Annotated in this window: 20 protein-coding genes; 9 read left to right on the forward strand and 11 right to left on the reverse strand. The window is 47.6% G+C overall.

What is annotated here, in order from left to right; all coding sequences use genetic code 11:
- Nucleotides 1–2: 2 nt before the first annotated feature.
- Complete coding sequence (locus tag L4D79_RS08645; RefSeq protein WP_428650018.1) at nt 3–1,367, reverse strand: MmgE/PrpD family protein; 1,365 nt, start codon at nt 1,365–1,367, stop codon at nt 3–5.
- On the reverse strand, nt 1,364–2,848 hold the full coding sequence (locus L4D79_RS08650; protein WP_428650021.1) for an aspartate ammonia-lyase: 1,485 nt from the start codon (nt 2,846–2,848) through the stop codon (nt 1,364–1,366). Before L4D79_RS08650 ends, L4D79_RS08645 begins: the two co-directional genes overlap by 4 nt.
- A 138-nt stretch (nt 2,849–2,986) precedes the next feature.
- On the opposite strand from L4D79_RS08650, the gene L4D79_RS08655 reads away from it, so the two are divergent.
- The 5 genes from L4D79_RS08655 to melA all read left to right on the forward strand — a co-directional run bounded on the left by L4D79_RS08655 (nt 2,987) and on the right by melA (nt 8,305).
- On the forward strand, nt 2,987–3,943 hold the full coding sequence (locus L4D79_RS08655; protein WP_428650023.1) for a LysR family transcriptional regulator: 957 nt from the start codon (nt 2,987–2,989) through the stop codon (nt 3,941–3,943).
- Nucleotides 3,944–4,084: 141 nt separating this feature from the next.
- Nucleotides 4,085–5,104 (forward strand): sugar ABC transporter substrate-binding protein, encoded by a 1,020-nt coding sequence (locus L4D79_RS08660; protein WP_428650026.1) that lies wholly within the window; start codon nt 4,085–4,087, stop codon nt 5,102–5,104.
- On the forward strand, nt 5,104–5,889 hold the full coding sequence (locus L4D79_RS08665) for an ATP-binding cassette domain-containing protein (protein WP_428650029.1): 786 nt from the start codon (nt 5,104–5,106) through the stop codon (nt 5,887–5,889). Before L4D79_RS08660 ends, L4D79_RS08665 begins: the two co-directional genes overlap by 1 nt.
- Complete coding sequence (locus L4D79_RS08670) at nt 5,886–6,875, forward strand: ABC transporter permease (RefSeq protein ID WP_428650032.1); 990 nt, start codon at nt 5,886–5,888, stop codon at nt 6,873–6,875. The genes L4D79_RS08665 and L4D79_RS08670 overlap by 4 nt, the downstream gene beginning before the upstream one ends.
- A gap of 65 nt (nt 6,876–6,940) precedes the next feature.
- Nucleotides 6,941–8,305: an alpha-galactosidase gene (melA, locus tag L4D79_RS08675; RefSeq protein WP_428650034.1), complete on the forward strand. Its 1,365-nt coding sequence runs from the start codon at nt 6,941–6,943 to the stop codon at nt 8,303–8,305.
- Nucleotides 8,306–8,434: 129 nt separating this feature from the next.
- Here the strand turns inward: melA and L4D79_RS08680 are convergent, their stop codons facing one another.
- The 5 genes from L4D79_RS08680 to L4D79_RS08700 are packed head-to-tail and all read right to left on the reverse strand — an operon-like array spanning nt 8,435 to nt 13,077.
- Nucleotides 8,435–9,148, reverse strand: coding sequence for a hypothetical protein (locus tag L4D79_RS08680; RefSeq protein ID WP_428650037.1), 714 nt, complete (start codon nt 9,146–9,148; stop codon nt 8,435–8,437).
- A gap of 39 nt (nt 9,149–9,187) precedes the next feature.
- Entirely contained in the window at nt 9,188–10,285 is a 1,098-nt protein-coding gene (locus L4D79_RS08685) for an extracellular solute-binding protein (RefSeq protein ID WP_428650040.1), read from the reverse strand.
- A 13-nt stretch (nt 10,286–10,298) separates the two neighbouring features.
- Nucleotides 10,299–11,144 carry an ABC transporter permease gene (locus L4D79_RS08690; RefSeq protein WP_428650043.1) on the reverse strand — a complete coding sequence of 282 codons (846 nt, stop codon included), beginning with the start codon at nt 11,142–11,144 and terminating at the stop codon, nt 10,299–10,301.
- Nucleotides 11,141–12,010, reverse strand: a complete 870-nt coding sequence (locus L4D79_RS08695) for an ABC transporter permease (protein WP_428650046.1) — start codon at nt 12,008–12,010, stop codon at nt 11,141–11,143. The genes L4D79_RS08690 and L4D79_RS08695 overlap by 4 nt, the downstream gene beginning before the upstream one ends.
- Nucleotides 12,007–13,077 carry an ABC transporter ATP-binding protein gene (locus L4D79_RS08700; protein WP_428650049.1) on the reverse strand — a complete coding sequence of 357 codons (1,071 nt, stop codon included), beginning with the start codon at nt 13,075–13,077 and terminating at the stop codon, nt 12,007–12,009. The genes L4D79_RS08695 and L4D79_RS08700 overlap by 4 nt, the downstream gene beginning before the upstream one ends.
- 237 nt (nt 13,078–13,314) lie before the next feature.
- Between L4D79_RS08700 and L4D79_RS08705 the strand changes: the two genes are divergently transcribed.
- The 3 genes from L4D79_RS08705 to L4D79_RS08715 are packed head-to-tail and all read left to right on the forward strand — an operon-like array spanning nt 13,315 to nt 15,983.
- On the forward strand, nt 13,315–14,145 hold the full coding sequence (locus L4D79_RS08705; protein WP_428650052.1) for a glycerophosphodiester phosphodiesterase: 831 nt from the start codon (nt 13,315–13,317) through the stop codon (nt 14,143–14,145).
- Nucleotides 14,146–14,159: 14 nt separating this feature from the next.
- Nucleotides 14,160–15,284 (forward strand): ROK family transcriptional regulator, encoded by a 1,125-nt coding sequence (locus L4D79_RS08710; protein ID WP_428650054.1) that lies wholly within the window; start codon nt 14,160–14,162, stop codon nt 15,282–15,284.
- A gap of 24 nt (nt 15,285–15,308) precedes the next feature.
- Nucleotides 15,309–15,983 (forward strand): DUF1868 domain-containing protein, encoded by a 675-nt coding sequence (locus tag L4D79_RS08715; protein ID WP_428650057.1) that lies wholly within the window; start codon nt 15,309–15,311, stop codon nt 15,981–15,983.
- A 101-nt stretch (nt 15,984–16,084) separates the two neighbouring features.
- Here L4D79_RS08715 and L4D79_RS08720 read toward each other — a convergent pair whose 3' ends face one another.
- From L4D79_RS08720 to L4D79_RS08735, 4 genes are all read right to left on the reverse strand, one after another.
- On the reverse strand, nt 16,085–17,254 hold the full coding sequence (locus L4D79_RS08720; protein WP_428650060.1) for a MerR family transcriptional regulator: 1,170 nt from the start codon (nt 17,252–17,254) through the stop codon (nt 16,085–16,087).
- 387 nt (nt 17,255–17,641) lie between these two features.
- Entirely contained in the window at nt 17,642–18,973 is a 1,332-nt protein-coding gene (locus L4D79_RS08725; protein WP_428650062.1) for a carbohydrate porin, read from the reverse strand.
- Between the two features lie 78 nt (nt 18,974–19,051).
- Nucleotides 19,052–21,679 (reverse strand): TIM-barrel domain-containing protein, encoded by a 2,628-nt coding sequence (locus tag L4D79_RS08730; protein WP_428650064.1) that lies wholly within the window; start codon nt 21,677–21,679, stop codon nt 19,052–19,054.
- Between the two features lie 25 nt (nt 21,680–21,704).
- On the reverse strand, nt 21,705–23,099 hold the full coding sequence (locus L4D79_RS08735; RefSeq protein ID WP_428650066.1) for a glycoside-pentoside-hexuronide (GPH):cation symporter: 1,395 nt from the start codon (nt 23,097–23,099) through the stop codon (nt 21,705–21,707).
- A gap of 352 nt (nt 23,100–23,451) precedes the next feature.
- Between L4D79_RS08735 and xylA the strand changes: the two genes are divergently transcribed.
- Complete coding sequence (gene xylA, locus L4D79_RS08740; RefSeq protein ID WP_428650069.1) at nt 23,452–24,771, forward strand: xylose isomerase; 1,320 nt, start codon at nt 23,452–23,454, stop codon at nt 24,769–24,771.
- Nucleotides 24,772–24,793 lie beyond the last annotated feature (22 nt).

The following is a 24,793-nucleotide window of genomic DNA, read 5'->3' on the forward strand; positions in this document are numbered from 1 at the left end:
CGTTATATTTTCAGGAGTTCATTCATGTCGGCACTGCTGGCCGTTTCAAATTGAGCCAGTAACGCTAACCACTGACGGCATTTCCCCTCGCCGACTTTAGCCGCTACACAGGCCGTGAATTTCTTCTCAATGTCTTGGGTTGAAAGGGGCTTTTCCGGATTGCCTTTGGCAAGGTCATTAGCAATCGAGAGGGTTTCGCCAGAGGTCAGGGTTACCCAGATTTTGACAGGTGCTGTACCAATAAAGCCGAGCTTTTCCAGCTCCGGATCAACCCGCATCTGGATCCTTGCCATCAGGGCCTGAATCCGTTCATCCTGCACTTTGGCATCATCAAACTCTGCCCCCCCTACCCCGCCGTAAATCAAACGGGCGGCTAAGGCATACTGCATCGAGAATTTTGCTTCTATGGCATTTTGCGGGTTAGGACAAACCAACTCCCTCGGCCCCAACAAGCTGGCACCCACCTGGATAAACTCAATGTCGTCCGGCGCCAACAGACGCTCTTGCAACAATTCATCCCAACAATCGATAGCTGGATGACTGCCACTGCAGCAAGGGTATTGTTTGAACACCAAGCCGTTTTCCAGCAGGTCCCAATACTTACCCAGCGTGATCTTGGCTTGAGAGAAATCAGTGCGCAGTGCAAAGCACTGACCGAAACCGTCGGCAGCCTCGATAACGTTTGGCTGCCCGGTAATGCCAATTTGAGCCAGCTCAGCGGCATTAACACCATTGAACGCAGCTAAACCAGCATGCATGGCTTTGGTTTGGCTGCCGAAGTTACCCCGCACGCCAGATGCCGACGAGGCCGCAATGGCCAAGGCATGGGTTAGCGTTTCTTCATCAAGCTCCATCAGCAAGCCCGCCGCTACTGCGGCACCGAATACGCCAATCGTCGGCGTGGTATGCCAGCCCTGCTGAGACAATGCCGGCATCAGCCAACGGGCGATCTGGTGCTGGGCTTCAACGCCTGCGATATAGGCCTGTAAAATTGCGTCACCGCCTAACTGGCGCTCCTGAGCCAGTGCAAATGCAGCCGGTGCAACCGTCACAGTCGGGTGACCAATCGTCGCCCAGCTGACATCATCAAAGTCCAAGGCATGGGAGGCAGCCCCGTTGGCATAACTGGCATAGGCCGCATTGGCTGTTTGGGTTGTCCCCAAAATACTGCAAGGGCCTGCCGGTACTCTGGATGCCGCTAAAGTCTGGATGTTCTTGGCAACCGGCATCTCGCTGCCGGCAATGGTTACCGCGACATAATCGGTCAGTGCGGTGCGTGCCACCTCAACCACCGGCTGGGGTATATCCTGCCATTTGAGGTTGATGCACCAACGTGCGATTTGAGCCAATAGAGGTGTGCTCATCATGCCATTTCCTTTGCGCTATCTGTCGAGGTAGTGGCTGTTGAAACAGCGGCCTCATCAGCTTTCACTTCTGACTGGTAACGCTTCACAGCTGCCGCACTGGCTTTTGGATCCGTCATCACCATCGGGTCCAGCAGGTAATCCGCTTGCTCTGGCGTAAGCAACTGTTCATCCAATACCACGTCACGAACAGTGCGGTTTTCTTCAAATGCCCTTACCGCAACTTTGCTACCCACTTTGTAACCGAATAGGGTGGCAATCACAGTCGCCAGTGCCGTACTTTTCTCAGCATATTCACGGCAAACCGCTTCATTCGGTAGCAAGTCTTTCAGGCATTTTTCGACAAACAGCGGGATCGCATTGGTCAACAAGGTGCAAGACTCAAACAGGGATTTGATGATCACCGGCTCCCACACATTGAGATCAAGCTCGCCACCCTCTACCGCCATAGTGATAGCGACATCATTACCAATCACCTGATAAGCGATCTGGTTGATCAACTCAGGCATAACCGGATTGATTTTGCCCGGCATAATGCTTGAACCCGGCTGTACAGCAGGAATAAACAATTCATTGAAACCAGCACGAGGGCCACTGCCTTGGATACGGAAATCTGTCGCCATCTTGGACAAAAATGCAGCCAACTTCTTCAATTGAGCAGCAACTTCGAGGTAAGTATCACCATTTTGCAAACCGTCGAAGAAGTTCTCCTCGGCAACAAAAGGCTCATTGGAAATAGCTTGAAGCTCTACATACACCTGCTCGAGGTAGCCTTCGTGGGTTGATAGGCCAGTTCCGACGGCAGTCGCACCCAGCGGTAAATCCAATGTTTGCTGATTGGCAGTGATCAATGCTTGGCGTAGACGGCGAACTTGGTGAAGATAACCGCTGAACTGCTGACCCAGGGTAATTGGCACCGCATCCTGCAAACAAGTTCGTGCCAACTTCACGACATGATCAAATGCCTGCGTTTTCTGTTCCAGCATGGCCTCAAGTGCCGCGACTTCGGCAATAAGTGCATGCAGGTTCAACCGACAAGTCATCTTCATTGCCGCAGGGATCACGTCGTTGGTTGACTGTCCCATGTTGACATGGGTGTTAGGGTGAACCACCTCATAGCCTTTGTGTCCCGTTAGGATTTCGTTGGCACGATTGGCAATCACCTCATTGGCATTCATGTTGGTCGATGTACCGCCACCACCTTGAAACACATCGATTGGGAACTGGTCATCGAAGCGCTGATCCATGACTTCTTGAGCTGCTTGAACAATGGCATCGGCAACCGTTTTATCCAAGGCACCAATGTGACAGTTTGCTTTCGCGGCCGCTTGCTTAATGGCAGCCACCGACCAAATATAATGAGGGACTTGTGCCGCTGTACGACCGGAAACCGCAAAGTTCTCAACCGCTCTTTGGGTTTGGATGCCGTAGTAAGCCTCATCCGGCAACATCATTTCCCCTAATACATCAACTTCTTTTCTCATTGCTCAATTCCACTGATTTGTTTAATTGAGGCAATTGTATTTCAGATAAAGTAAGGAAAATTTGAAGTGGATCGGTACTTGATGAGCAGTGGAGAATATAATGAACACTATTAGCTCAACTTATAGTGCCGGTATGTTATGGATAATATTGCTTTTGATCTCCGCCAGTTACGCACTTTCATTTCTGTGGTCGAATCGGGCTCATTCAGCCAAGCTGCCAAACAGCTCAACCAGACCCAATCAGCCGTTTCCCAATTGATCCAAAGCCTTGAACTGGCGCTGGACAGCAAACTGCTCGACCGCAGCAAGCGCCCTATCCAGCTGACGATATCTGGCCGAGAGCTCTATGAGCAAGGTAGCAAGCTGCTGATCGAATCGCGAAAACTGCAAGACTGGATGCATTCGATAGAAAAAGGGAAATTACCACGGTTACGGCTAGGTATGGTGGACTCTGTCACCCAATTGGCCGGCATCGAGATCCTCAAGTACTTGCAACCCAAGGTCGCCCATGTCCACCAGGTTACTGGCACCGCGCCTGAGTTGCTTGCCTCCCTACAAGCAGGCAAGAGCGATATCATCATCACAATGTCGAACCAGGACGTACCGCAGAGTTTGGCAATGATGCCTTTGCTAAACGAGCAATATGTCATCGTCACTCCTAAAGACTGGAAGCAACGCGATATCAAAGCACTAGCCAACAACCAACCCTATGTCGGCTATGAAAACTGGACGCCGACCGGAACCCAAACCAATAACTGGCTGAAATGGCGAAATATCAATGTCAGCAGCCAGTACTCACTGGATCGAGCTGACAATGTGCTGGGCATGGTCGCCGAAGGACTGGGCTGGTCGCTGACAACCCCCACTTTCCTCGCTCGCCAGATTAACTTACTGGATCACGTCGATTGCCACCCTCTTCCGCAGCCGAGCATGACCCGACAGCTGGTGGTGATCTCACGTAAGGGAGAATCAGATACCCTACTTCAGCAATTTGTTGCTGATGTACGCGATATAATCCTCAATCAGAAAGTCTTTGAGGTACAACGCAGGTGGGAATGGATGTCGGTGGGGCTTGAGCAAACATCGACTAACTGATGCGGATTGAGAAACCCGTCAAACTTTTCGACAAAAGGTATGCCATAAGATCTTAGTTCTCAGTGCTTTATTTTGATATTGATGAGCAATGGTAGGAGTATCATGTGCAATTAGTATATATGAAGCATTGGAGTATCCAAAATGGCAACCAAAATCAGGACATTATTCTGCAATCAAACACGCAAATCCCGCCTTGCATTAACCGCAGCCACATTACTCGCAACAACGTCACTATCGCTAAATGCCGCCCCTTCCGGCAAGGACATGTCAATTTGGTTTGATGTCGGTGGCCCTGTTGGTGGCCCATACGCAACAGTCGTGCAAAATGGCGCGGTTCAGGCTGCAGATGATCTCGGCGTCGACTTGCGGGTTGTCTATTCTGACTGGCAGCCACAGAAAATGGTCGAGAACTTCAAGCAAGCTCTGGCAGCAAAACCGACTGGGATTGTTGTAATGGGACACCCCGGCGACAGCGCCTACCAACCATTAATCGACGAAGCCTATGACAAGGGCATTAAGGTTACCGCTGTCGATACCGCTCTACCGGAAACCATGGCTGGTAAACAAGCTGATGGATTTGGCTATGTCGGCGTCAGCAATGCAGAGCGCGGCGTACAGCTTGCCAATCAGGCGCTGCGCGAAGGGCATTTCAAAGCAGGAGACCGTGCCATGGTGTGGGGGATCAAAGATATCGCCGAGCGCAGCGACTCCACCCGAGGTCTGATCTCCACCCTTGAACAAGCAGGACTGAATGTTGACTTCATCCAAATTTCCCCTGAAGTCGACAAGGATCCTTCACTCGGCACCAGCGTACTGTCTGCCTACCTAGCCCGAACCCCTGATGTGAAATTAATCATGGTCGATCATGCTGCAGTTACATCTCAGATGGGCAACTATTTACGTAACGCTGGTGTGCGACCTCACGAATTGTTCGTGGCAGGCTTTAGCCTCTCTCCTGCTACCGCCGATGGAATCAAAACAGGTTATGTTCAGCTTGTAGCCGACAGCCAGCCTTATCTGATGGGCTACTTATCTGTTGTACAGGTGGTGCTGAGCAAGCGGTATGGTTTTTCCGGCCTTGATATCAATACCGGCGCGGGTTTCGTCAATGCCTCGAATATCGACTTCATTGCACCTCTTGCGGCCAAAGGCATTCGTTAATGGCTGACAATGTGCTTGAAATTACGGGGCTGAACAAGTGGTTCGGCCCCGTCCACGCGTTAAAACACATTCATTTTTCACTGAGGCGTGGCGAAGTCTGTGCCCTGCTTGGCGACAATGGCGCCGGAAAATCCACCCTGATCAAATTGATCAGCGGTGCCGAGACCATTGAGCAGGGAGCCTTACAACAAGGTAATTTGCAACAAGGGCAAATGAAAGTCAGTGGCCAACCCGTTGATTTGAAAAGCTACAACGTAAAGATCGCACGCCAGCTAGGCATTGAGACTGTCTATCAATCCGGTTCGCTGGGTGAGCAGCAAAGTGTTTGGCGTAACTTGTTCCTAGGACGCCACCGTCGTAACAAATTCGGTTTTATCGACCAACAAGAAGAGCGCCGACAAGCTTCAGCACTGCTACGTAAACTCGATTTCAGGGGCGTCGGCGCCAACATCGATGCACCGGTTAACCTACTTTCCGGCGGTGAACGACAAGGTTTAGCGATAGGCCGGGCCATGCTCTTTGATGCCAGTGTAGTGATCTTGGATGAACCAACCACAGCGCTTTCTGTTGGTGAAGTCGACAAGGTGCTGTGTTTTATCGAAGCATTGCGTGAGCAAGGCAGGGCCTGCCTGTTAATCACTCATAACATGAATGACGCCTTCCGGGTCGCTGATAGATTTGTGGTAATGGACAGAGGCCAAATCGTGGCCGAATACCATAAGGCCGACATGACGCAGGAAGCGTTGCACCGGGCAATGCTTGATGCGATTGGGAGGGGCGCATGATGATGACTTTTCTTTCCCGCCACCGTATCCCAGCGCTGACGGCATTGATACTGGTTTCCCTGTGGTCAATCTTTGCCTACCTCAGTCCGCAGACCTTCTTTAACCTGCGTATTTATACCTCTTTCATGTCTACGATCCCGTTCACGGCCATGCTGGCGTTTGCCCTGACGTTGCTGATCATTGCCCGTGAAATTGATATGAGCTTCCCATCGGTTGTCGCCCTCGGCGGTTTCGTCTTTGCCGCCCTGTTCAAGGCAACACAATCACCGGTTATTGCCTTGGCCGGAGCATTGGTTGCGGGGACGGTGTGTGGCGTACTCAATGGCTGCCTCGTCGTGGTGTTCCGTATTCCCTCAATCATCGCCACCATCGGCACCCAGTTCTTCCTCGGCGGCCTGACAACCGTTCTTGCCGACGGTATCGCAATGAGTATTCCCGAGATCCGCCAAACCCAGCTACATAGCCTGCTTGTTGGGCGTATCGCCGAGGTTATCCCGGCACAGGTCCTATGGGCTGGTGCTTTGCTGCTGTTGCTATGGTTGCTGCTGGCTTGGCATGTATTTGGCGACAACGTCAATTTTATCGGCGATAACCCAAAAGCCGCGAAAATGATGGGCGTGCCCGTTGAACGCACCCGCATGCTGCTTTTCATGCAGATGGGCGCTATATCAGCCTTAGTCGGGGTATTTGTCAGCCTGGAAATGAGCAGTTGGTGGCCGAATCAGGGACAAGGCTACATGCTGCTGGTTTTTGCCTCGGTATTTATCGGCGGGACTTCGGTGTTAGGCGGACGCGGCACTCTGATAGGAACGCTATTTGGCGCCTGCATCATTGGTATTCTCGAAGCCGGCATAATCAGCGCCGGTTTGGCCGGATTTTGGACCCGCCTGATCTACGGCGTGATCATCCTCCTTTCTCTGGTGGTACACAGCATTCTACTCAAGCAGTACTCAGGAACGTGGCGCAGGCTACTTTCCAGACCCTAACGGCGCATTTTCGTCCTGTGTATTGCTGGTTTTCAGTAAATGATTTTCAAAGAAAAGGATTCGATATGGCACAAATAACAATTATTGGCGCAGGCAGCATCATGTTTACCCGCCAGATTTGCTCCGCATTGCTGTCCTACCCATCACTGGCAGGTTCAACCCTGGTGCTGATGGATATCCAGCCCGAAGTACTCTCGCGAAGCGGCGAGGTGGTAGCAAAAATGATCGAACAGGCCAACGTGCCGGTGACGGTCAAGATGTCCACCAACCAGAAAGAGGCCTTGCAAGGCGCGGACTTTGTCATCAACGCCATTCAAGTTGGCGGCTTGGAGCCTTGGCGTCTGGACATGAATATTCCCGCAAAGTATGGCGTTATCCAAGAAGTTGGCGACACGATGGGACCCGGTGGAATATTCCGTGCGCTGCGCCATATTCCACCGATGCTGGCGATTTTACGCGATATGGAAGAGAGCTGCCCCGATGCAATCTTTATTAACTATGCCAACCCACTGGCACCACTTACCTGGGCAGCCAAAGACTTCAGCCCGATCCGCTCTGTTGGCCTGTGTTACGGCGTACGCTACACCGCAGCACAGTTGGCTGGCTATCTCAGGCAGGGCCCATGGGTCGATCACCCTTCTACCCCTGAGCGCTGGCAACGGCTGATGTACCACGAAGTCCCCGAGCATATCGATTACGAGTTTGCTGGGATAAACCACATGACCTGGATAACCAAAATGCAGGCAGAGGGTAAGGATCTATTGGCAAACCTTGCTGATATAGCCAATGATCCGAAAGTCTACCAGGCTGACGGTGTACGTTGCGAAATGCTGAAGTTCTTCGGCTATTGGTGTACCGAAAACCACTGGCATTGCAGTGATTACGTACCCTATTTCAGGAAAAATGAAGAGATGATCAACCACTTCCTTCCTGAGCGCTGGAACCTGTTGGCACTGGAAGAACAGGTTCATGCCGCAGGCAAAGCCGAAATCGATGCCCAGCTAGCAGGCAAGGCTAAATTTGTTATCGCACCTAATATGCTCAATGCGCCCAAACTTATCAACGCAATGATCAGCGGTGAACGTACTCGCATTAACGGTAATGTCGCCAACCACCAGCCTGATGGCCTGCTCATCGATAACCTGCCACAAAACTGTGTTGTCGAAGTGCCTATCTGGGTCGATAAAAAAGGCCTGCAGCCTCAACACATGGATCGCCTGCCGACCCAATGCGCCAGCTTGATCAAGACCAATACCGCAGTCCAGGAGTTGATTGTCGAAGCCGCGCTAAGCCATAACCTCGAGGCAGCCCGCTATGCACTAGCACTGGATCCTGTTACCGCCTCTATCTGTACCCTGTCGCAGATCGATGAGATGTTTAATGAAATGGTTGAGGCCCAACAAGCTTGGTTAAAGGGATTCAAGCATTAAACACAGCAGAAATAACAATCGGTATCGCAAATAAAAAAATCCCTACCAGAGCACTGGTAGGGATTTTTCATTCTAAGCAAGTACGCATTCTGTCTTAAAATGCATTATCAAGAATGTAGTGGAACGTTCTTACTTGTTCGCTTCCTTAATTAAGCGATCACGCTCTGCCTTGCTACGGTATGTGAGCTCGTGGAAAACAAATGTTTGTTGATCACGGGTCCATCCTTGTCCAGATTGGGTATCATACTTGTGTGGCAACTCAACACCAGCTGGCGCGTAAGCGTCAATGCCAAATGCTTTTGCCGTGGTCAGTGTGCGTAGGCTATGTTCACGGAATGCAACAACCACTGTTTTGCCAAGATCACCGCCCGCCATTTGAACGGCAGTATCAGCAACACCGATTGAGCTTAGGTAAGTAAGCGTTCCATCGGCTGCAATGACTGGGTTAATAGAGAACAGCTTATCCGCTGGGATACGGTCACCAATAGACTGTGCAATTTCCCACTGAGCATAAACAGGCTTGCCCGTCGCTTTGTACACTTCAACGACAGTGTCAGCCAGTTGCTCGTTCATTGGACCAGGAACTTGGTTGCCATTTTCCATTAGGCGGTTGCCAAAAGCAAAAGCCATAATACTATCTGCTTCAGATAACTCTAACGGCTCCCCTTCCCAAGTAAGCAGGTTTTCCATGATGAACTCAGCAGTGTAGTCGGCAACAGCCTTGTCCTTTAGCTGCGTTTCCAATTTTGCTGAAATTGCAGACTCAAGTTCTGCGTCGGTCAATGCGAATGCTGGACCAGCAATAAGAGAAGCAGCAAGGATTGCTAAAGATAGTTTTTTCATTTTAATCTCTTTATTAATGAATTCGGATACTGGTTTTTACTAACGCATCAGCACATTGCGCGTGAACTGTCGTTTTAGCATTGCGCTATATTCAGAGTTAAACGGTTCAGTCGCACGGTCACGCATTTCTTGCGGTAACAATGATTGCGAAGAATCCGCATCCGGGTGTTGCGGTGCCGAACCAAACTCTGCATTCAGCGCCGTTTGTACTTCCGGTGAAGTCAGCCAGTTAATGAACACCAAAGCCGCCGCTTTGTTCTGGCTGTTCTTAGCAACAGTGACGAAGTTACCGCCACCAGACATACCAAACTCTGGGATGTAGAACTTGATACGGTCAGTGATCGCACCACGTTTCTGCAAACCGGCAAGATGATCTTCCCATGCCGGTGCCATGATAATTTCACCGTCATTAATACGGGTCAGACTATCTGCATTGGACGCAGTGATAAGGATATCTTCCTTGTTCGACTGGTACCAATCCCATGTTTTGGACCATGACTTCACTACCTGCGGATCCGGCTTCTCGGTCATTTCAAAGTTACCATTTACATGGCGAATCGTTGATTCAATGAAACGCAGACCAGCACCACCACCATTTGGATCATTCACCCCAAAGTTTTGCGGGTTGTCTTGAATGTAGCTTTCCACTTCACTGAAGGTTTGTGGAAGATCTGCCTCATCAATGCGGCCCGAGTCATAAGCGATACCGGTCTGGTTGCCCCAGAACGTCACACCATAACCTTGACTATTTACACCTTCAGCATTGGTTTGCAGCTTATCGAAGCTTGGCAATTTCTCTAGCTTCAGCAACGTATTATCAATATTGAACGTTTTAAGAGCGGTTGGCCCAAGTGCCACAACATCCATTGAGCCTTTGTCGCGACGGCTTTCAGCCTGCAGCTTATTACGGTTACCATCGTGCGTCCCTTCAGGAATACGCACTTTAATGCCCGTATCTTCCTCAAAGGATTGCACAAACTGTCGCCATGATGGTTGCAAATACCAGACAGAGAAAGTGATAGAACCTTCTTCTTTTGCCTGGGCTTCAATTTCCTCCCAGCTCATCTGGTTTACGTCGTAGGCCATTGCTGAGAATGAAGTAGCGGCAAACAGCACTGATAACAATGTTCTCTTCATAATATCCTCTGGATTAAGCTTTACCCGTAGATTGCGACAGGTAGTTTCCTTTCAATAATCGTTCAATTAAAAGCATAAGTAATACATTTGGGATCACCAGAATCAGGGATACCACGGCGGCATCTGGACGGATAAAGGAATAACCCAAAAACGAATACAAGATAGTTGGAACCGTAATAAAGTCTGGTGCACCCAGTACGAAAGCCATGTTGAACTCTTCAATACTGATCACCAGGCAGAAAATGGTCGAGGCCAGCAGACTCGGTTTAAGCATAGGCAAGAATGCATGCTTGAAGGTACCGATCTTGCCCGTCCCCATATCAGCACATGCATCAATCAAATCTTGCGGGATAGCCTTGAACCCTGCCGACAAAATGCGGATAGCGTAAGGCAGAGCCAGTACCGTGTGGGCAATGACGATATTGATATACGGATCGGTCAAACCCAGCTCCAACAGCATCGCACTGAAGAAGACCGCCAGAATCATCGACGGCATCACCATCGGGAGCAATGACACCATTTCGGCAATTTTCTTGCCCTTGAATTCCATTCGACCAAAAGCATAGGCGGTCGGCATCGCTAATGTAATTGTCAGCAAAGCCACAGCAGGCGCAACGGTATAACTGTTTCGCAGAGCTTCAGGCAGTGAAGTGTTGTTCCACACTTCCGCCCAGCGGCCAAATGACAGTACCTGAGGGAAGATATCCGGGTAGCTCCATGGGTGTGCCGGATCCACCAGCGACCACAGGATAGCCATTGCAAACGGAATACCCAACCAAACGATATTCACCAGTACAAAGAAACCGATTGAAATCGCCATCACCAACTGAGTATTCGACAGTTGTCTTAAACGGTTCATTTGCTTGCCTCCGAATGGATAACCGGTTTCTTACGCGTTGCGAAAGGTTGTGTGAGAAGAGTCAGTACCACCGCAGAGATACCCGCCAGAATCATGATAACCATGGCGATCACCGCTGAATTTTCCCATTCGTAGTATTGAGTCGCGGTAATATTCATTAGCATCGCTAACGAATAACTGCTGCGTGATCCGGCAACGGCGGCAAACGAGAAATCACCTAGCGCACCAATGAACACCAAAATAGAAGCCGCTTGCAGGGCTGGAATAGTTAGCGGGAAAATCACACTTTTAAAACGTGACCAACGCGTCGCGCCCAAATCGAGTGCGGCATCCAGCAAGTCGGTACGGATACTGGCTATCGCACCGGTGATGAGGATCAGCGCGAATGGCAAGTTCTTCCAAATCTGCAGCACCACAATGCTCCAGCCGAAATCATCGTTCGCCAAACGCATTGGCTTATCAATCACACCAAGCGTCAATAGCAATTCATTGAAAATGCCGTGGTAGGCAATCACGTTCATCAACAAGAATGCGGCAACCAGCCCCGGTACGAACATCGGCGCTCGCAATACACCAATAATGGCAGGTTTACCCGGCACATCATTCTGTAGCCACAAGGCAATCGGGTAGGCCAGCGTGACTGCCCCTAACGTACCCAAGATGGAGGTACGCAAGGAATAGCTCACCGAACGCCACAAAATCGGGTCATTGAGCATTGTCACCCAGTACTCAATGGTCGGATTAGATTCTCCCATCATGCTGAACATGCCAAAGCTCTGTGCCACCACCACATAGAGGGCACTTCCCATCAGCAAGGTAATGGTGCCGACCCCGGGGATCAGCAGCAAGTAGGGTTTGAGATTCATGCACCCACCTCTTCGAGGAAGCGGATACAATGGGCTGGAATTTTCACATGGAGGACATCACCGCTGCGGGCAGTCACACGGCCACTGAGCTGCAAGCGTACTTTCTGATCTTGCATTGCCCCTACCCAACCGAAGACATCCAAGTTGTTACCTTGGAATGCCGTTGAGTCAACCGTTACTGCAAAGCTGTTTGCCTCGCCTTCTTTACACAGTACGGCATCTTCAGGGCGCCAGCAGATATACACTTGCTGATCACGTGGAGTCGTTTCTGATTGAACATCCAATTCGCCCATGTTGCAGCTAATAGTGTAGCTTTCAGGCACTTCCGTTTCTTCGACAAAAGCGGTGTGAATGTTGGCTGCACCAATGAAATCAGCCACAAAGCGGCTGTTTGGACGATAATAGATATCTTCCGGCGTGCCAATTTGTTCAATTTGACCATGGTTGAGCACCACAATGCGATCGCTCATTGCAAGCGCTTCAGCTTGATCATGGGTAACATAGATCGAAGTGAGGTTATGTTTGCGCTGGAGCTCTTTGATCTCAAAACGCACCCCTTCGCGCATTTTGGCATCAAGGTTAGACAAGGGCTCATCGAACAAGATGATATCAGGGCGGGTGACCATGGCACGGGCCAAAGCGACTCGCTGCTGCTGACCGCCGGATAGCTGCCCAGGAAGCTTATCCTTGTGGTCCATCAGCCCAACTTGTTCCAGAATATCTGCCAGCCTCTGGTGCTGCTCGCGTTTGTCGATTTTTTGTTGCACCAAACCGAAACAGATGTTGTGTGAGACACTCAGGTGTGGGAACAGAGCATAGGATTGGAAACACATCGCGGTTTCACGTTTTTCGGGCGGTACTTTCGTAACCACTTTATCATTGATCAGAATGTCGCCATTCGTCGGGGTTTGGAAACCGCCAATCATTTTTAATAAGGTTGTCTTCCCGCAGCCACTTGGGCCTAGCAAAGTAACAAACTCGCCTTTTTTTACTTCGAATGAGATGTCTTTCGACGCGAAGAAGTCACCATAGTTTTTTGTGATAGAACGTAACTCTAAGATGCTCATATTAACCTTTATTAAAAAGTTTAACTTTTCCATTAGACTATTTTTAGTTTATTTCAAAATTATTTCCAAGCGATAGAATTTGCCTAAAAATCACACTTAGATCACTATAAAACAATCAAGCATCTGATTTTAAATACATTTTTATTTTTGATTTTTTGCGATAGCCATCACATTGACAAGGCTGTGAGGAAGAGAGTAATCTTTATTAAACTTTTTTGGATAGTTTAATTGAGTGTAATGGCTTTCAACTTTCATACAGCCCATCAGGGTAAAGTACTGATCAACCCGCATCGTGGTGACTGCTTGGCTTGCCCGGAAAATACCATGCCTGCCTTTCAGAGCGCGATAAACAAAGGTACTAGCTGTATAGAGATAGACATCGCGATGACCAGTGACGATAAACTGGTGGTGATCCATGATCCCAGTGTCGATCGCACATCGAATGGTTCTGGTCATGTCGAGCAAATGACCCTTGCCGAACTGCAACAGCTTGATTTCGGCGAGTGGTTTGATAATGCCTATAAAGGCACAAGTATCAGCACCTTTGAAGAGGTACTAAGCTGGGCCATTACCCACAACGTCGGCTTAGTCGTAGAGGCAAAGCAGCGCCGTCGCCATGAGCAATTTGCCAAAGTACTCGCCGAGCTACTGTATCAATATCCGCAAGGGCTTAGCCAAATCGTGTTGCTAGGCTTTGACCACAGTTTAGTAAACCGTGCCAAGGATCTGGTTCCTGACTTGAGAATTCAAGTTGTTACCCTTGCCCAATATGCCGATCAGATCGGTGCAGTCTTAGCTTCGAATGCCGACAGTGTCTGTGTGGAGTATCCCTACACCACCAAAGCGATCCTGCAATGCTATAAAGATGCAGGGCTATCGACGCGTCTCTACTTACCTAATAAAGACAAAAATTTAGATACCACCCAATGGTTTAATCAGTATTATGGCTACGATGTTCACAGTGAAATCATCGACTGGATACAAAGTGGCCTCATCGACATGTTGAGCCACGATGATATTGCCATGTTGAAACGTCTGGTAAATGAAGCTGGTTTAGAAGCCATTTAAGGAAATACATAGGTATGTTGCACCCAATCAAACCCGTTCAACTTGAACTTACCCCAGGACAGAAGAAGCTACTGGCCACTTGCCGCCAGCAGGGCTCTGTGTCCAGGGCGAAAATCGTCGAGCTGACGGGACTGCGCAGCGGCAGTGTAACCAGTATTTCCAAAGAACTATTGGCAATGAACATGATCAAAGAAGGCGCCAGGGTGCGTATTGGTCGTGGTCAGCCAATCATTCCGCTGGAACTAAACCCGTATGCGGCCTTCTCGTTTGGCATTGCTTTTCATATCCAGCGTATCGATATTGGCCTCGCCAATTTCTGTGGCGAGTTGGTCGATATGATCAGCCTTCAATACCAAGAGGACTCACCGATTGACGAGGTCTTGGGCAATATCCAAACCGAGATCCGCAATCTGGTCGATAAGCACAAGCTCCAACATGCTCGTATTCTCGGGCTTGGGGTGTCGATGCCGGGTCCAGCTAAAGGGGATCGTAAGTGTGTGCACACTATCGATGCACTCGCCCACTGGCGTAACGAACCGCTTGCTGATCAGTTCGGTAAATACTTCGACTGGCCGGTTTGGATCGACAATGACTGTAACGCAGCTGTTGTCGGTGAGTACTATTCCGGCCGCTGGCCAGAAGTAAAGAATATGGTGCTACTGGAGCTCGGTCACGGTGTCGGTGGTGGCGCTATCGTTAACGGTAAGCTGTACCGCGGAAGCCGCCAAAATGCGGGGGAAATCGGTACCTACTTCAGTGTGATCGGTGAAGAAAAAAAGCCAACCATTCGTGGCCTGCTCAAACAGCTTAACGATGCCGGTTACCCGATCCAAGATCCAAACGATATCCCTGATTGCTCCAACCCGGTCGTAAAAGCTTGGGTTGCACATGCGGCACTCCAGCTAAAACCCTTAATCATGCTGACCGTTGGTTGGCTCGATCCTGATTGTGTGGTTATTGCCGGCGAGTGTCCTGCCCACTTGAGCCAACTGTTAATCGATGAGATGGACTTGGAAACCCAGTGGGCCACTTTTGAGCGAGATTACCCAATAGCCCGTTTATCCCCAACTAAGGTTGGGACGTCGCTGAATACCTATGGGGCCTGTATGTACCCGGTATTCCGCACGCTAGGAATATAAATAACGTCACTGGAACATCAAACTATGAAATACGCACCGAGCGTGGGAGTTAAATTCCACGAGGATGGCTCTGTCCGTCATTTTCCAGGCAATACCTTTATTTGCCATGTTAACCCAACGCTGGATCTCATTGGCGAATTAACTTGGGCACAAGAGCAACTCAAAGCCATGAAGTGCGGTTATAAGTTCGCCTATCTCCCTATTTCATCCATGCACATGACCATTTTCGAAGGTGTTTGCGATCAGGTACGATTAACTGAAAAATGGACCTCGAAGCTTCCGCTTGAAGCACCTATTGAGCAAACCACCGATTTCTTTGCCAGCGCTATTGATAGCCTCGGTACCCATGCCGGCTTCGAAATGGTTTTCGATTATGTCTACAACTGTCCGGTTGGCGGCTCGGCAGTACGTATCAAGCCAGCAAATACCGCAACGGCAGACGCTCTTGCAAACTGCCGTAACCAGTTACGCGAAGCGACTGGCATTGATATGCCGGACTTCGATAGCTACCACTTCCATATTACCCTGAGCTACCGGGTGATCGAACTGGAAGAGCATGAGAAAGAAGAACTGAAAGCAACAACAGATGCCATTGCCGAGCGTCTTTCAACCACCTTCGGCCTGCTTAAGCATGGGCCGGTTGAATTCTGTACCTTTGAGAACATGTTCAAGTTCAACCCACTGAAGACGCTGTCGTAAGCAGCTCTTTATTCAATAAAAAAACGGCAGGTTTCACGTATACCGAAACCTGCCGTTACTATTTTTACTCTTCAACCATCCTGCTAGATATGTTTCCTACACTAGCTTTTTTGCAAGATAAACACCTGGTAACCAAACTGCTCGAAGCCCTGGTGATAGATATCCAATTCTGTTTGGATATCCTTTATCGCCTGTGACTCAGCCATGGTCTCTTTCAGCTCATTTACCCGCTGTTGGAGTGGCAAAAAATACCCCTGCCACGCTTCATCGCTCAGGGTAAAATGCTTAAGCACTTCATAACCAGCAGCCTGCGCCTGTTTGATTCGCTCATCGACTGTGGTCATGTCCGGGTATTCCTTGCTCCAGAACGCCTGCCTTTCCGCGCTTGGAGTCTCGCGATGCCAGACCAAATCACTCAGTACCAGCACGCCATCGTCTTTCAATAACCGCCGCCACTGTTTAAGGGCAGCGTTGACCCCCATGATATAAGCGCAGCCTTCAGCCCAAACTACATCGAAACTCGCATCACCGAATGGCAGATCGGTCATGCTGGCACACTGGGTAATGATCTTGTCTGCGACACCAACCTCAGTTGCCCGCTCTTGCAACCTGCTTAGTGCGGTTTCATGATTATCGATCGCGGTGATCTCAGCCGCTGACTGACGGGCCAGCACGGTGGTTGCTATGCCCTGACCGCATCCGATCTCCAATAGTTTCTGAGGCGCCGATGGTAGCAAGTTGAACGCCTTAATCGTATCCGATTCTGCGCCTGGCCCCCAGCGATCCAGACTTTCAAAAATAGTGTTGAAGTCCGCCATATATTGTTCGTGTGTATTCATATCTTTAGATAACCACTTCAGTCTCAGGGCCTGCTTCTCATCAAAGCCCTGCTTCATTAACCAATCCAAATGTGCATCAGGGGCCGTCTGCTCCAACGACTGATGCCATGCAGTCATATCCGACTCGCCCAGCATCGCAGCCAGCAGATCCCGGGATTGCTGCTTTTGGGCAATTTCTTCCTCTAGCTGACGCATGCGGCTGAGCAGCAATTGACGATCGACCTTGGCCTCAAGGCACGCCTGACATTCCTTGAGGGTCAGCCCGCCGGCCTGCAACTGCTGCAATAAACGCAGGCGCTGTAGGTCCCGCTCGCTATAACTGCGGTAACCGTTGTCGAGCCGCTTTCCGGCTATCAAGCCCAGCTTCTCGTAATACAGTAAGGTCGAGCGCGATAGCCCCACTTGCTCTGCTAATTCTGAAATCCGATACATGGCCAAGCCCTATGCAGTGAAGTCGTTACTTTAAACTATGAAGCTATAGACAGGTCAATAACACTTATACAGAAAACCTCTGCATAGCGCCACCAGGCAACAGTAACTGATTTATCCAATATTATTGCATCATAAGAATGGCGCACACTCGAAACAGTTAGGAAGGAGACTAACTCTATATTAGCTGTGAAACATGCTCATTTCGGCATAAAACAACCTGAAAATAGACGTTATTACATTAGCTCTAAAATAATGGCACCTATTAATCCCCAACCTACTAATGCAAAGAAGGTAACAGGCTAATATAGGTGCCTAGGATTATTAAATATTTCCCAACCAATATGGGCTAGTTTAAAAAACAAAGCTATGAGAAATTTATCTAGCCATCTAGAACCATACTTCCCCTTGAATTCCGAATCTTACTTCTCCGTTTGATCCTGTATACAGTGATTCATCCTTACGGTTATTTGCAGCATCATTCCATCCGAATGCAGAAACAAAGGTTCTTATCTGCGGACGAGCATCATAGTCAAAGGCATCTAGTGTAAACGTAGGCGCAACAGTCAGCTTATATTCCAGGGCATTTCTATCAAGATCTTTCGAATCTTTATCTTTCGAGTAATGATCGTAAGTAATACCTGTTTCAATTTGAATGGAGAAATTTTGGTTTACTTTATAGATAGGTCTGACAACAGCAGATAACGTTGTTTTATCATCATCGCTGTTATCCCGCACATCATGCTGTACATAGAACGCAGGAAGAATTGACCATGAACTTAATTCCATTCCACCTTGAGTAAGGAATCTCACCGAGTAATCACTGTCGGTATTATCCATATTAGTTTGAATTAAGCCAAGACCAGCCCCGGCCCCTAAACCATAGCCGGTTTGAAGCGTGTATGACGAAACACCTTCACCCAGGCCATAAAAATCAGACGCCTTATATACACCATTGAGCTGTATACCCGATGACGGCAGTGAATCACCATTGTCGTGCTTTAGCTTATCATTCCCTTTTGCATACATGGCCAATGCTTCAATCTTCCATTGATCAAAGGAATAACCAACATAGAGGTTTTGAATATTACCACGTCCATCGGTGATATTGGCTTCATCAGCATTGAATTGATCATTATCACGCACAAGGTAAGCAAGCTCTAATCCATGGGCAAACGCATTTTTTACACCACCACCCGAGCCGGAGTAATCAATATAAAAGAAATCCGTAATACCAACATCACTTCTGTTGAAATAACGTTTACCTCCCCAGAACACCATATCGCCATACTCTGGTAGACCACCTAATTCAACATATAGCTGTTGAACACCATAGTCTTTACCCGATGTTCCAGTAGAATTATAATTAACATTATCCCAGTTAGCCATCATAAAATTAACTTCAGCCCAGGCACCTGAATTATGACTCATACGATCATAAAAATTTATTTCCCAATAATTATCTGGTTCATTACCCAATCGACCAAGCTGATTTTTAGCTATACTTTCTGTCGCTGTATATCCCTTATTATTAATATTTGAACCCGCTCTAATATAACCAAAGAAACCTAAATCATGCTTCATATCTGTCACTGAAAAAGGCTGATTTTCTAAGGTATATATATCTCTTTCATCATCTCCATGTTTTTCTCCATTAGAATGTTCAGCAAAAGCAGGCACAGAAAAACAAGCTACTAGCATGGCAAGGTATTTTATTTTCATGATATTCTCGCATTGGAATAGGCCTTGCACCGTTAGTGCAAGGCAATGTTATTTACTTTTATAGGTGATGTTTATTTCTTATAGTTTCACACAGTGACGTTTGCCGGTATATTCAAATACGGCATCAGGAACTCGGACAAGATCCATCCCACCGTCAGGTGAATTGGACAGATAAACCTTACAGGTCCTTGATTCTAGCTGTCCTTTAAATGATCCGATAATATCACTCACCGTCAATTCACCGTTTTTATCATCCCAAGAGAATACTATCTCTGTATATTCCTTATCCTCGTATTGGTAACCATCACCCGAATCTTCATAAAGCGTAAATGTTGCGTTATCTCCGGTATAAATGCGCAACTCTAGATCATCAAGCGGCTTTTCATCGTGATATTGTACATAAGGGCCGAATGGAATAATGCTTCCCGCTTTGACAAACAGCGGCAAATGTTCGATTGGACAGTCTTCAATAATGGTTTGCGAGCCAGTATAGAACTCGCCTGTCCAGAAGTTCCACCAGCCTTGAGATTCTGGTAAGTAGACTTCACGTTTAGGTTCCGCGAGCACTTCACCAAAAGCAACGCCCTTCGGTGGCCGTGTATACAGTGACATCTTTGACGGACCAGAAGTATGTAAGAACTCTAGTACAACACGCTTGCTGATACTGGCCGTAAAATCGAGCTTGCAGATCCGCTCGTATTCCGCTCCTTCTTCCCATGAGTCAATGATGATTTCACCATCAACATACAGGCGAGTGCCATTAGTGCATCGAACACAGATCTCGTATTCGCCATCTTGATCTACCATCAAATCAGTCGTCCAACGGATCGTGTAGTCAACGTTGCGAACACCTTCAGGGGCAGCACCACTCCAGTTATAGTCAACTTGGGTATGCACTTGTGAATTCTTCAACGTTTCAAAGTTAGTGCCGTCAAAAAACTCAACCAGTAAACCAGGTTGGCCATCCGGTGTGGTCATTTGCTTGGTTTCGACTGGCATCCAATCACAAACAGGTTGGTGGGTTACCGGTTTTGTCATCGGTGCAACAAGCAATGATTGACCAAACATAAACTGATCAGATATATCATGAGCAGTTGTATCGTTACGGAAATCGAACGGCAGCGCACGCATCATTGTCGAGCCATTATTGGTCACATTCCATGCTTCAGAATAGATATACGGCAATAAGCGATAGCGTAAGTTCAGATACTGTTCAATCGTATCATAAGCCCAGTCCCCCGGCTCACCAAACTGCCACACTTCACGAGGCGTGCCTGTTCCGTGAGAGCGGAAAATTGGACAGAATGCGCCATATTGGAACCAACGTACGTAAAGTTCACGGTATGCATTATCTTTGCAGCCATCAGGAAAATTAGCCCCAAAGCCACTGGTGAAAAATCCCCCAATATCAGTAGCCCAATATGGTAAACCTGAAGCACAATAATTCAAGCCAGCCGGGATCTGTTCACGCAGCACTTGCCATGAAGACGATATATCCCCAGACCATGCCGCACCGCCATAATGCTGCTGACCTGCATAACTTGAGCGCGACAAAATAAAGACGCGCTTATCGTTACGCTCTTTCCGCAAGCGTTCATACAAACCTTTCACATGAACCAGCGAATACGCATTGGCAACTTCGCGCCATGGGCCTGCAGCGGTATCTTTTTGCAAATATGCCGCTTCCAAGCTCTCTTCTTCCGTCCAAATAGAAGAGATCAGCTCAGGCTCGGTGCCATCGGTCCACATATAGAACGCACCTTGGTCAACCAAACCTGCTTTAAGGTGCTTCCAGTAAATATCTTGAGCTTCCTGGCTAAACGGGTCGTAGAATCGACCGTTGGACCAGTGCGGGCAATCAAACAGATGACCGTGATCATCAAGCTCATCCGAAAGCGGGCAGTTATCACCAATTACAGGCCAGATCGAGAACATCAGATTGATGTTCTGTTTGTTTTCCATATCGGTGATCATACCCGCTAAGTCAGGGAAAACCGCTTCATCAACCAGCATACTAGACCACGGGTTTTCTCCCCAATATTTCCAATCCTGAACAAGATTATCGATCGGCAATTTACGTGCTCTGAACTCACTGGCTACTGCTTCTACTTCGTTACGGTCACAATATCTTTCTTTTGACTGCCAATAACCGTATGCCGAACGGGCAAATAACGGAGCATCGCCAGTCAAAAGGCGATAACTATGAATAATCTGATCCCACTCAGGACCATAGATCACATAATAACTGCTCCCTTGGCCACCATCGGCGGAAAATGAGATGCGCTCTTGCTCACTTTCGAAATACGTAACCGAGGAACTATCCCACAAGATCCCCCACCCATCGGCTGACATGATGAAAGGAACAGAAATTCGCTTATTACTCTGACACATTCGTACTTTCTGATTACGCCAGTTGTAAACACCTTCCGGGTGTTGTCCCAAACCTAACAAAGGTGATGTATCAGCAGAAACAAAAACCTGGCTCACGATCGAACGAGCTTGCTCTGTAATTTCACTTAAGAAGGGGGTTTGGCCGTCTACAGAAAATGTTAGTTGGTTGTTGTCCTGCTGAACGGTAATACGCCGTTCTTCACTTTCGTAAGTATTTAGCTCTTTAACGAACAGGCTTTCAGTAGGCACTCCACGACTAACATGAATGATATTAGGTGCAATGTATCTATAAGTTGGTGTCATCGATATAGACATACAAATATCTCTTAAATTGTATAATTTATGATTGTGCTAGAGTTGGCTCTAATACTTCTTCGTTAGCAGTATTGTTGTTATTTTGCTTCTGATTTAGTTCAGATTTAATCTGCTCGACATAGGTTTTATCAAGCTTGTAGAATTTCATGACAAATGCCATTAATAGATGAATTAGGGCTGGAACAATCGCCAGCACAATCATCACGCCCATCAAGGCTTGTTCAGTCTGACTTTCGCCCCCCGACACATAACCGAATGCACTCAATAGCCAGGCTGCACCCGCACCACCTATCGCCATCCCCATTTTAATACCAAACAGATTACCGGAAGACGTCATGCCCGGCAGACGCTTGCCCGTTTTCCACTCGCCGTAATCAACAACATCTGCCAACATCGTCCACAAGACCGGGTTAGACATCTGAGCAATGAAGGCACGGAATACAACAAAGATAACAACAATGGTAATCCATGATGGATCGATGAAGAAAATAGCCAGGCAAGATACAGCCTGAAGAAACTGAAAACCAATATAGAGCTTCACTTTACAAAAACGATCGCCAAGCGGCTTAGCCATCATACTCCCCAACATCTCAGCGAAAATTGGCAGAGTCAGTAGTAGAGGCACTAGGTCAGGACGTTCCATGATGTGAATTGCATAAAAAATAAAGACGGAACCACGAGCAACATTGGAGACGAGGAAAAGGAAGTTAATAGAACCGATAATTCGCCATTGATCGTTTTTTAGTAGTGCAATAAGCCCTTCTTTGAAAGGCATTTTTTCTTCTTTTATTATTACCCGTTCTTTCGTCGTCTTAAAACAGATATAGAACATAATAACAGCGATAACAGCCAGAACAGTCATGCCTAACTGAAACCCTCGAGCTTCATCATCCGCTCCCAGCCAGTTAACCATAGGTACAAGCATGGTGGATACCATTAATGCACCAACACTACACATCACAAATCGAATCGATTGAATGGAAAGCTGTTCGTTTTGATCACTAGTAATTGCAGTTCCTAATGCACAATAGGGAATATTAATTGCCGTATAAACGATCATTAGTAACGCATAAGTAATCCCCGCATACATGATGGTTGTAAATTCACTCGCGTTGGTAGGAACCGAAAATGCTAATACAATCATAATGCCGTAGGGAATAGCCATACGGACCAACCAAGGTCGATAGTGTCCATGTTTATTCACCGTTCGATCACATATATATCCCATTAATGGATCAGTAACGGCATCAACAATACGAACGACTAGAAACATCGTACCAATTGCAGCCATACTGATCCCAACAACATCACTGTAGTAGTAGGTAAGGAATGAGAAAACGGTTGATAAAACAATAAGGTTGGCACCATCTCCAAGCCCAAACCCTATTTTTTCTTTCAAACTTATTTTATTTAAGGACATATAATTTCCTATGATGTTAAAACTCTTGTAGGGGGAGTTGTATTCTTACGCTACTCATTTTTCAGTATGAATTTATTATTTTCAATTATCATATCACGTTACAGCCTTATGATTTTTTTATAATGTTACCTGTGATTACAGTGGAATAAACAGCCCAGCCAGAGCTATATAAACTTATGTTTTATAAGAAAAAACAAAACCACGAGCAATTATTTACACCACTAAAATTGAGATATAGCGCACAATAACAAAATCCATGAAATTGAGAGTTAAATTTCATAATTGCCAATCTTGTTAAAAAGTAAAAATATAGAAATTAAAGAGTCCACTACTATTATTTGGAATTATGGCGATGACAGAATTTTTTAAAAATGTGAGCAAAGTTCAATTTGAAGGAACTACAAGTAACAACCCTCTAGCATTTCGTCATTACGATCCAGAACGGGTTATTCTTGGCAAAACAATGAAAGAGCACTTACGTTTTGCCGCCTGCTATTGGCACAACTTCCGCTGGCCGGGTTCTGACGTATTCGGTGAAGGTACCTTCGAGCACGTCTGGCTAACTGCTGGCGACGAAATGGAAATGGCAAAAGTAAAAGCAGACGCAGCCTTTGAGTTCTTTAGCAAGCTAAACGTACCTTACTACTGCTTTCATGACACAGACGTCGCTCCTGAAGGTCGCAACCTGAAAGAGTACGTTAATAACTTTGCACAAATGATTGATATTCTTGAGCGTAAACAAGATGAAACAGGACTTAAGCTACTATGGGGTACGGCAAACGCATTCTCAAATGCCCGTTACATGAATGGTGCGGCGACCAACCCTAATCCAGAAGTCTTTGCCTATGCGGCAACACAGATCTTCAATGCTATGAATGCAACTCAGCGCCTTGGTGGCGAAAACTATGTCCTATGGGGTGGCCGTGAAGGCTACGAAACACTGCTCAATACTGACCTACGCCAAGAGCGCGACCAACTAGGCCGCCTAATGCAAATGGTAGTTGAGCACAAACATAAGATTGGCTTCAAAGGTGCTATCTTGATTGAACCGAAGCCACAAGAGCCTACTAAACACCAGTACGATTATGATACTGCAACGGTATATGGCTTCTTGAAACAATTTGGTTTGGAAAATGACATCAAAGTAAATATCGAAGCAAACCACGCAACGCTTGCCGGCCACAGTTTCCATCACGAAGTAGCAACAGCAACATCACTTGGCCTATTCGGTTCAATTGATGCCAACCGTGGTGATGCTCAGTTGGGCTGGGATACTGATCAGTTTCCTAACAGCGTTGAAGAAAACTGCTTGGTTATGTATGAAATCCTGAAAGCCGGTGGCTTCACCACCGGTGGTTTCAACTTCGATGCCCGTGTTCGTCGACCGTCGGTTGACCTAGAAGACCTATTTCACGGTCATATCGGGGGAATGGATGTGATGGCTCTATCACTCGAGCGTGCGGCAGCAATGATTGAAAATGATGTGTTGGGTCAGCATGTTTCGAAACGTTACGCGGGCTGGAACAGTGAGCTTGGCAAGAACATTATCAATGGCGACTTATCTCTGGCATCACTTGCGGATCACGCCTTAACGAACGATATTCAGCCTAAACCCGTATCCGGCACACAAGAAAGGTTGGAAAATATTGTGACAGGGTTTCTGTATAAGTGATCTCAACTGACTCATACACCTG

This window comes from Photobacterium satsumensis, assembly GCF_050336935.1.
In the GTDB taxonomy this organism is placed as follows: Bacteria; Pseudomonadota; Gammaproteobacteria; order Enterobacterales; family Vibrionaceae; genus Photobacterium; species Photobacterium satsumensis.

What these genes read in the sequence shown, in the direction of transcription:
- L4D79_RS08645 (WP_428650018.1), bottom strand. Translation starts at nt 1,367, where the DNA reads ATGATGAGCACACCTCTATTGGCTCAAATCGCACGTTGGTGCATCAAC.
- L4D79_RS08650 (WP_428650021.1), bottom strand. Translation starts at nt 2,848, where the DNA reads ATGAGAAAAGAAGTTGATGTATTAGGGGAAATGATGTTGCCGGATGAG.
- L4D79_RS08655 (WP_428650023.1), top strand. Translation starts at nt 2,987, where the DNA reads ATGGATAATATTGCTTTTGATCTCCGCCAGTTACGCACTTTCATTTCT.
- L4D79_RS08660 (WP_428650026.1), top strand. Translation starts at nt 4,085, where the DNA reads ATGGCAACCAAAATCAGGACATTATTCTGCAATCAAACACGCAAATCC.
- L4D79_RS08665 (WP_428650029.1), top strand. Translation starts at nt 5,104, where the DNA reads ATGGCTGACAATGTGCTTGAAATTACGGGGCTGAACAAGTGGTTCGGC.
- L4D79_RS08670 (WP_428650032.1), top strand. Translation starts at nt 5,886, where the DNA reads ATGATGATGACTTTTCTTTCCCGCCACCGTATCCCAGCGCTGACGGCA.
- melA (WP_428650034.1), top strand. Translation starts at nt 6,941, where the DNA reads ATGGCACAAATAACAATTATTGGCGCAGGCAGCATCATGTTTACCCGC.
- L4D79_RS08680 (WP_428650037.1), bottom strand. Translation starts at nt 9,148, where the DNA reads ATGAAAAAACTATCTTTAGCAATCCTTGCTGCTTCTCTTATTGCTGGT.
- L4D79_RS08685 (WP_428650040.1), bottom strand. Translation starts at nt 10,285, where the DNA reads ATGAAGAGAACATTGTTATCAGTGCTGTTTGCCGCTACTTCATTCTCA.
- L4D79_RS08690 (WP_428650043.1), bottom strand. Translation starts at nt 11,144, where the DNA reads ATGAACCGTTTAAGACAACTGTCGAATACTCAGTTGGTGATGGCGATT.
- L4D79_RS08695 (WP_428650046.1), bottom strand. Translation starts at nt 12,010, where the DNA reads ATGAATCTCAAACCCTACTTGCTGCTGATCCCCGGGGTCGGCACCATT.
- L4D79_RS08700 (WP_428650049.1), bottom strand. Translation starts at nt 13,077, where the DNA reads ATGAGCATCTTAGAGTTACGTTCTATCACAAAAAACTATGGTGACTTC.
- L4D79_RS08705 (WP_428650052.1), top strand. Translation starts at nt 13,315, where the DNA reads ATGGCTTTCAACTTTCATACAGCCCATCAGGGTAAAGTACTGATCAAC.
- L4D79_RS08710 (WP_428650054.1), top strand. Translation starts at nt 14,160, where the DNA reads ATGTTGCACCCAATCAAACCCGTTCAACTTGAACTTACCCCAGGACAG.
- L4D79_RS08715 (WP_428650057.1), top strand. Translation starts at nt 15,309, where the DNA reads ATGAAATACGCACCGAGCGTGGGAGTTAAATTCCACGAGGATGGCTCT.
- L4D79_RS08720 (WP_428650060.1), bottom strand. Translation starts at nt 17,254, where the DNA reads ATGTATCGGATTTCAGAATTAGCAGAGCAAGTGGGGCTATCGCGCTCG.
- L4D79_RS08725 (WP_428650062.1), bottom strand. Translation starts at nt 18,973, where the DNA reads ATGAAAATAAAATACCTTGCCATGCTAGTAGCTTGTTTTTCTGTGCCT.
- L4D79_RS08730 (WP_428650064.1), bottom strand. Translation starts at nt 21,679, where the DNA reads ATGTCTATATCGATGACACCAACTTATAGATACATTGCACCTAATATC.
- L4D79_RS08735 (WP_428650066.1), bottom strand. Translation starts at nt 23,099, where the DNA reads ATGTCCTTAAATAAAATAAGTTTGAAAGAAAAAATAGGGTTTGGGCTT.
- xylA (WP_428650069.1), top strand. Translation starts at nt 23,452, where the DNA reads ATGACAGAATTTTTTAAAAATGTGAGCAAAGTTCAATTTGAAGGAACT.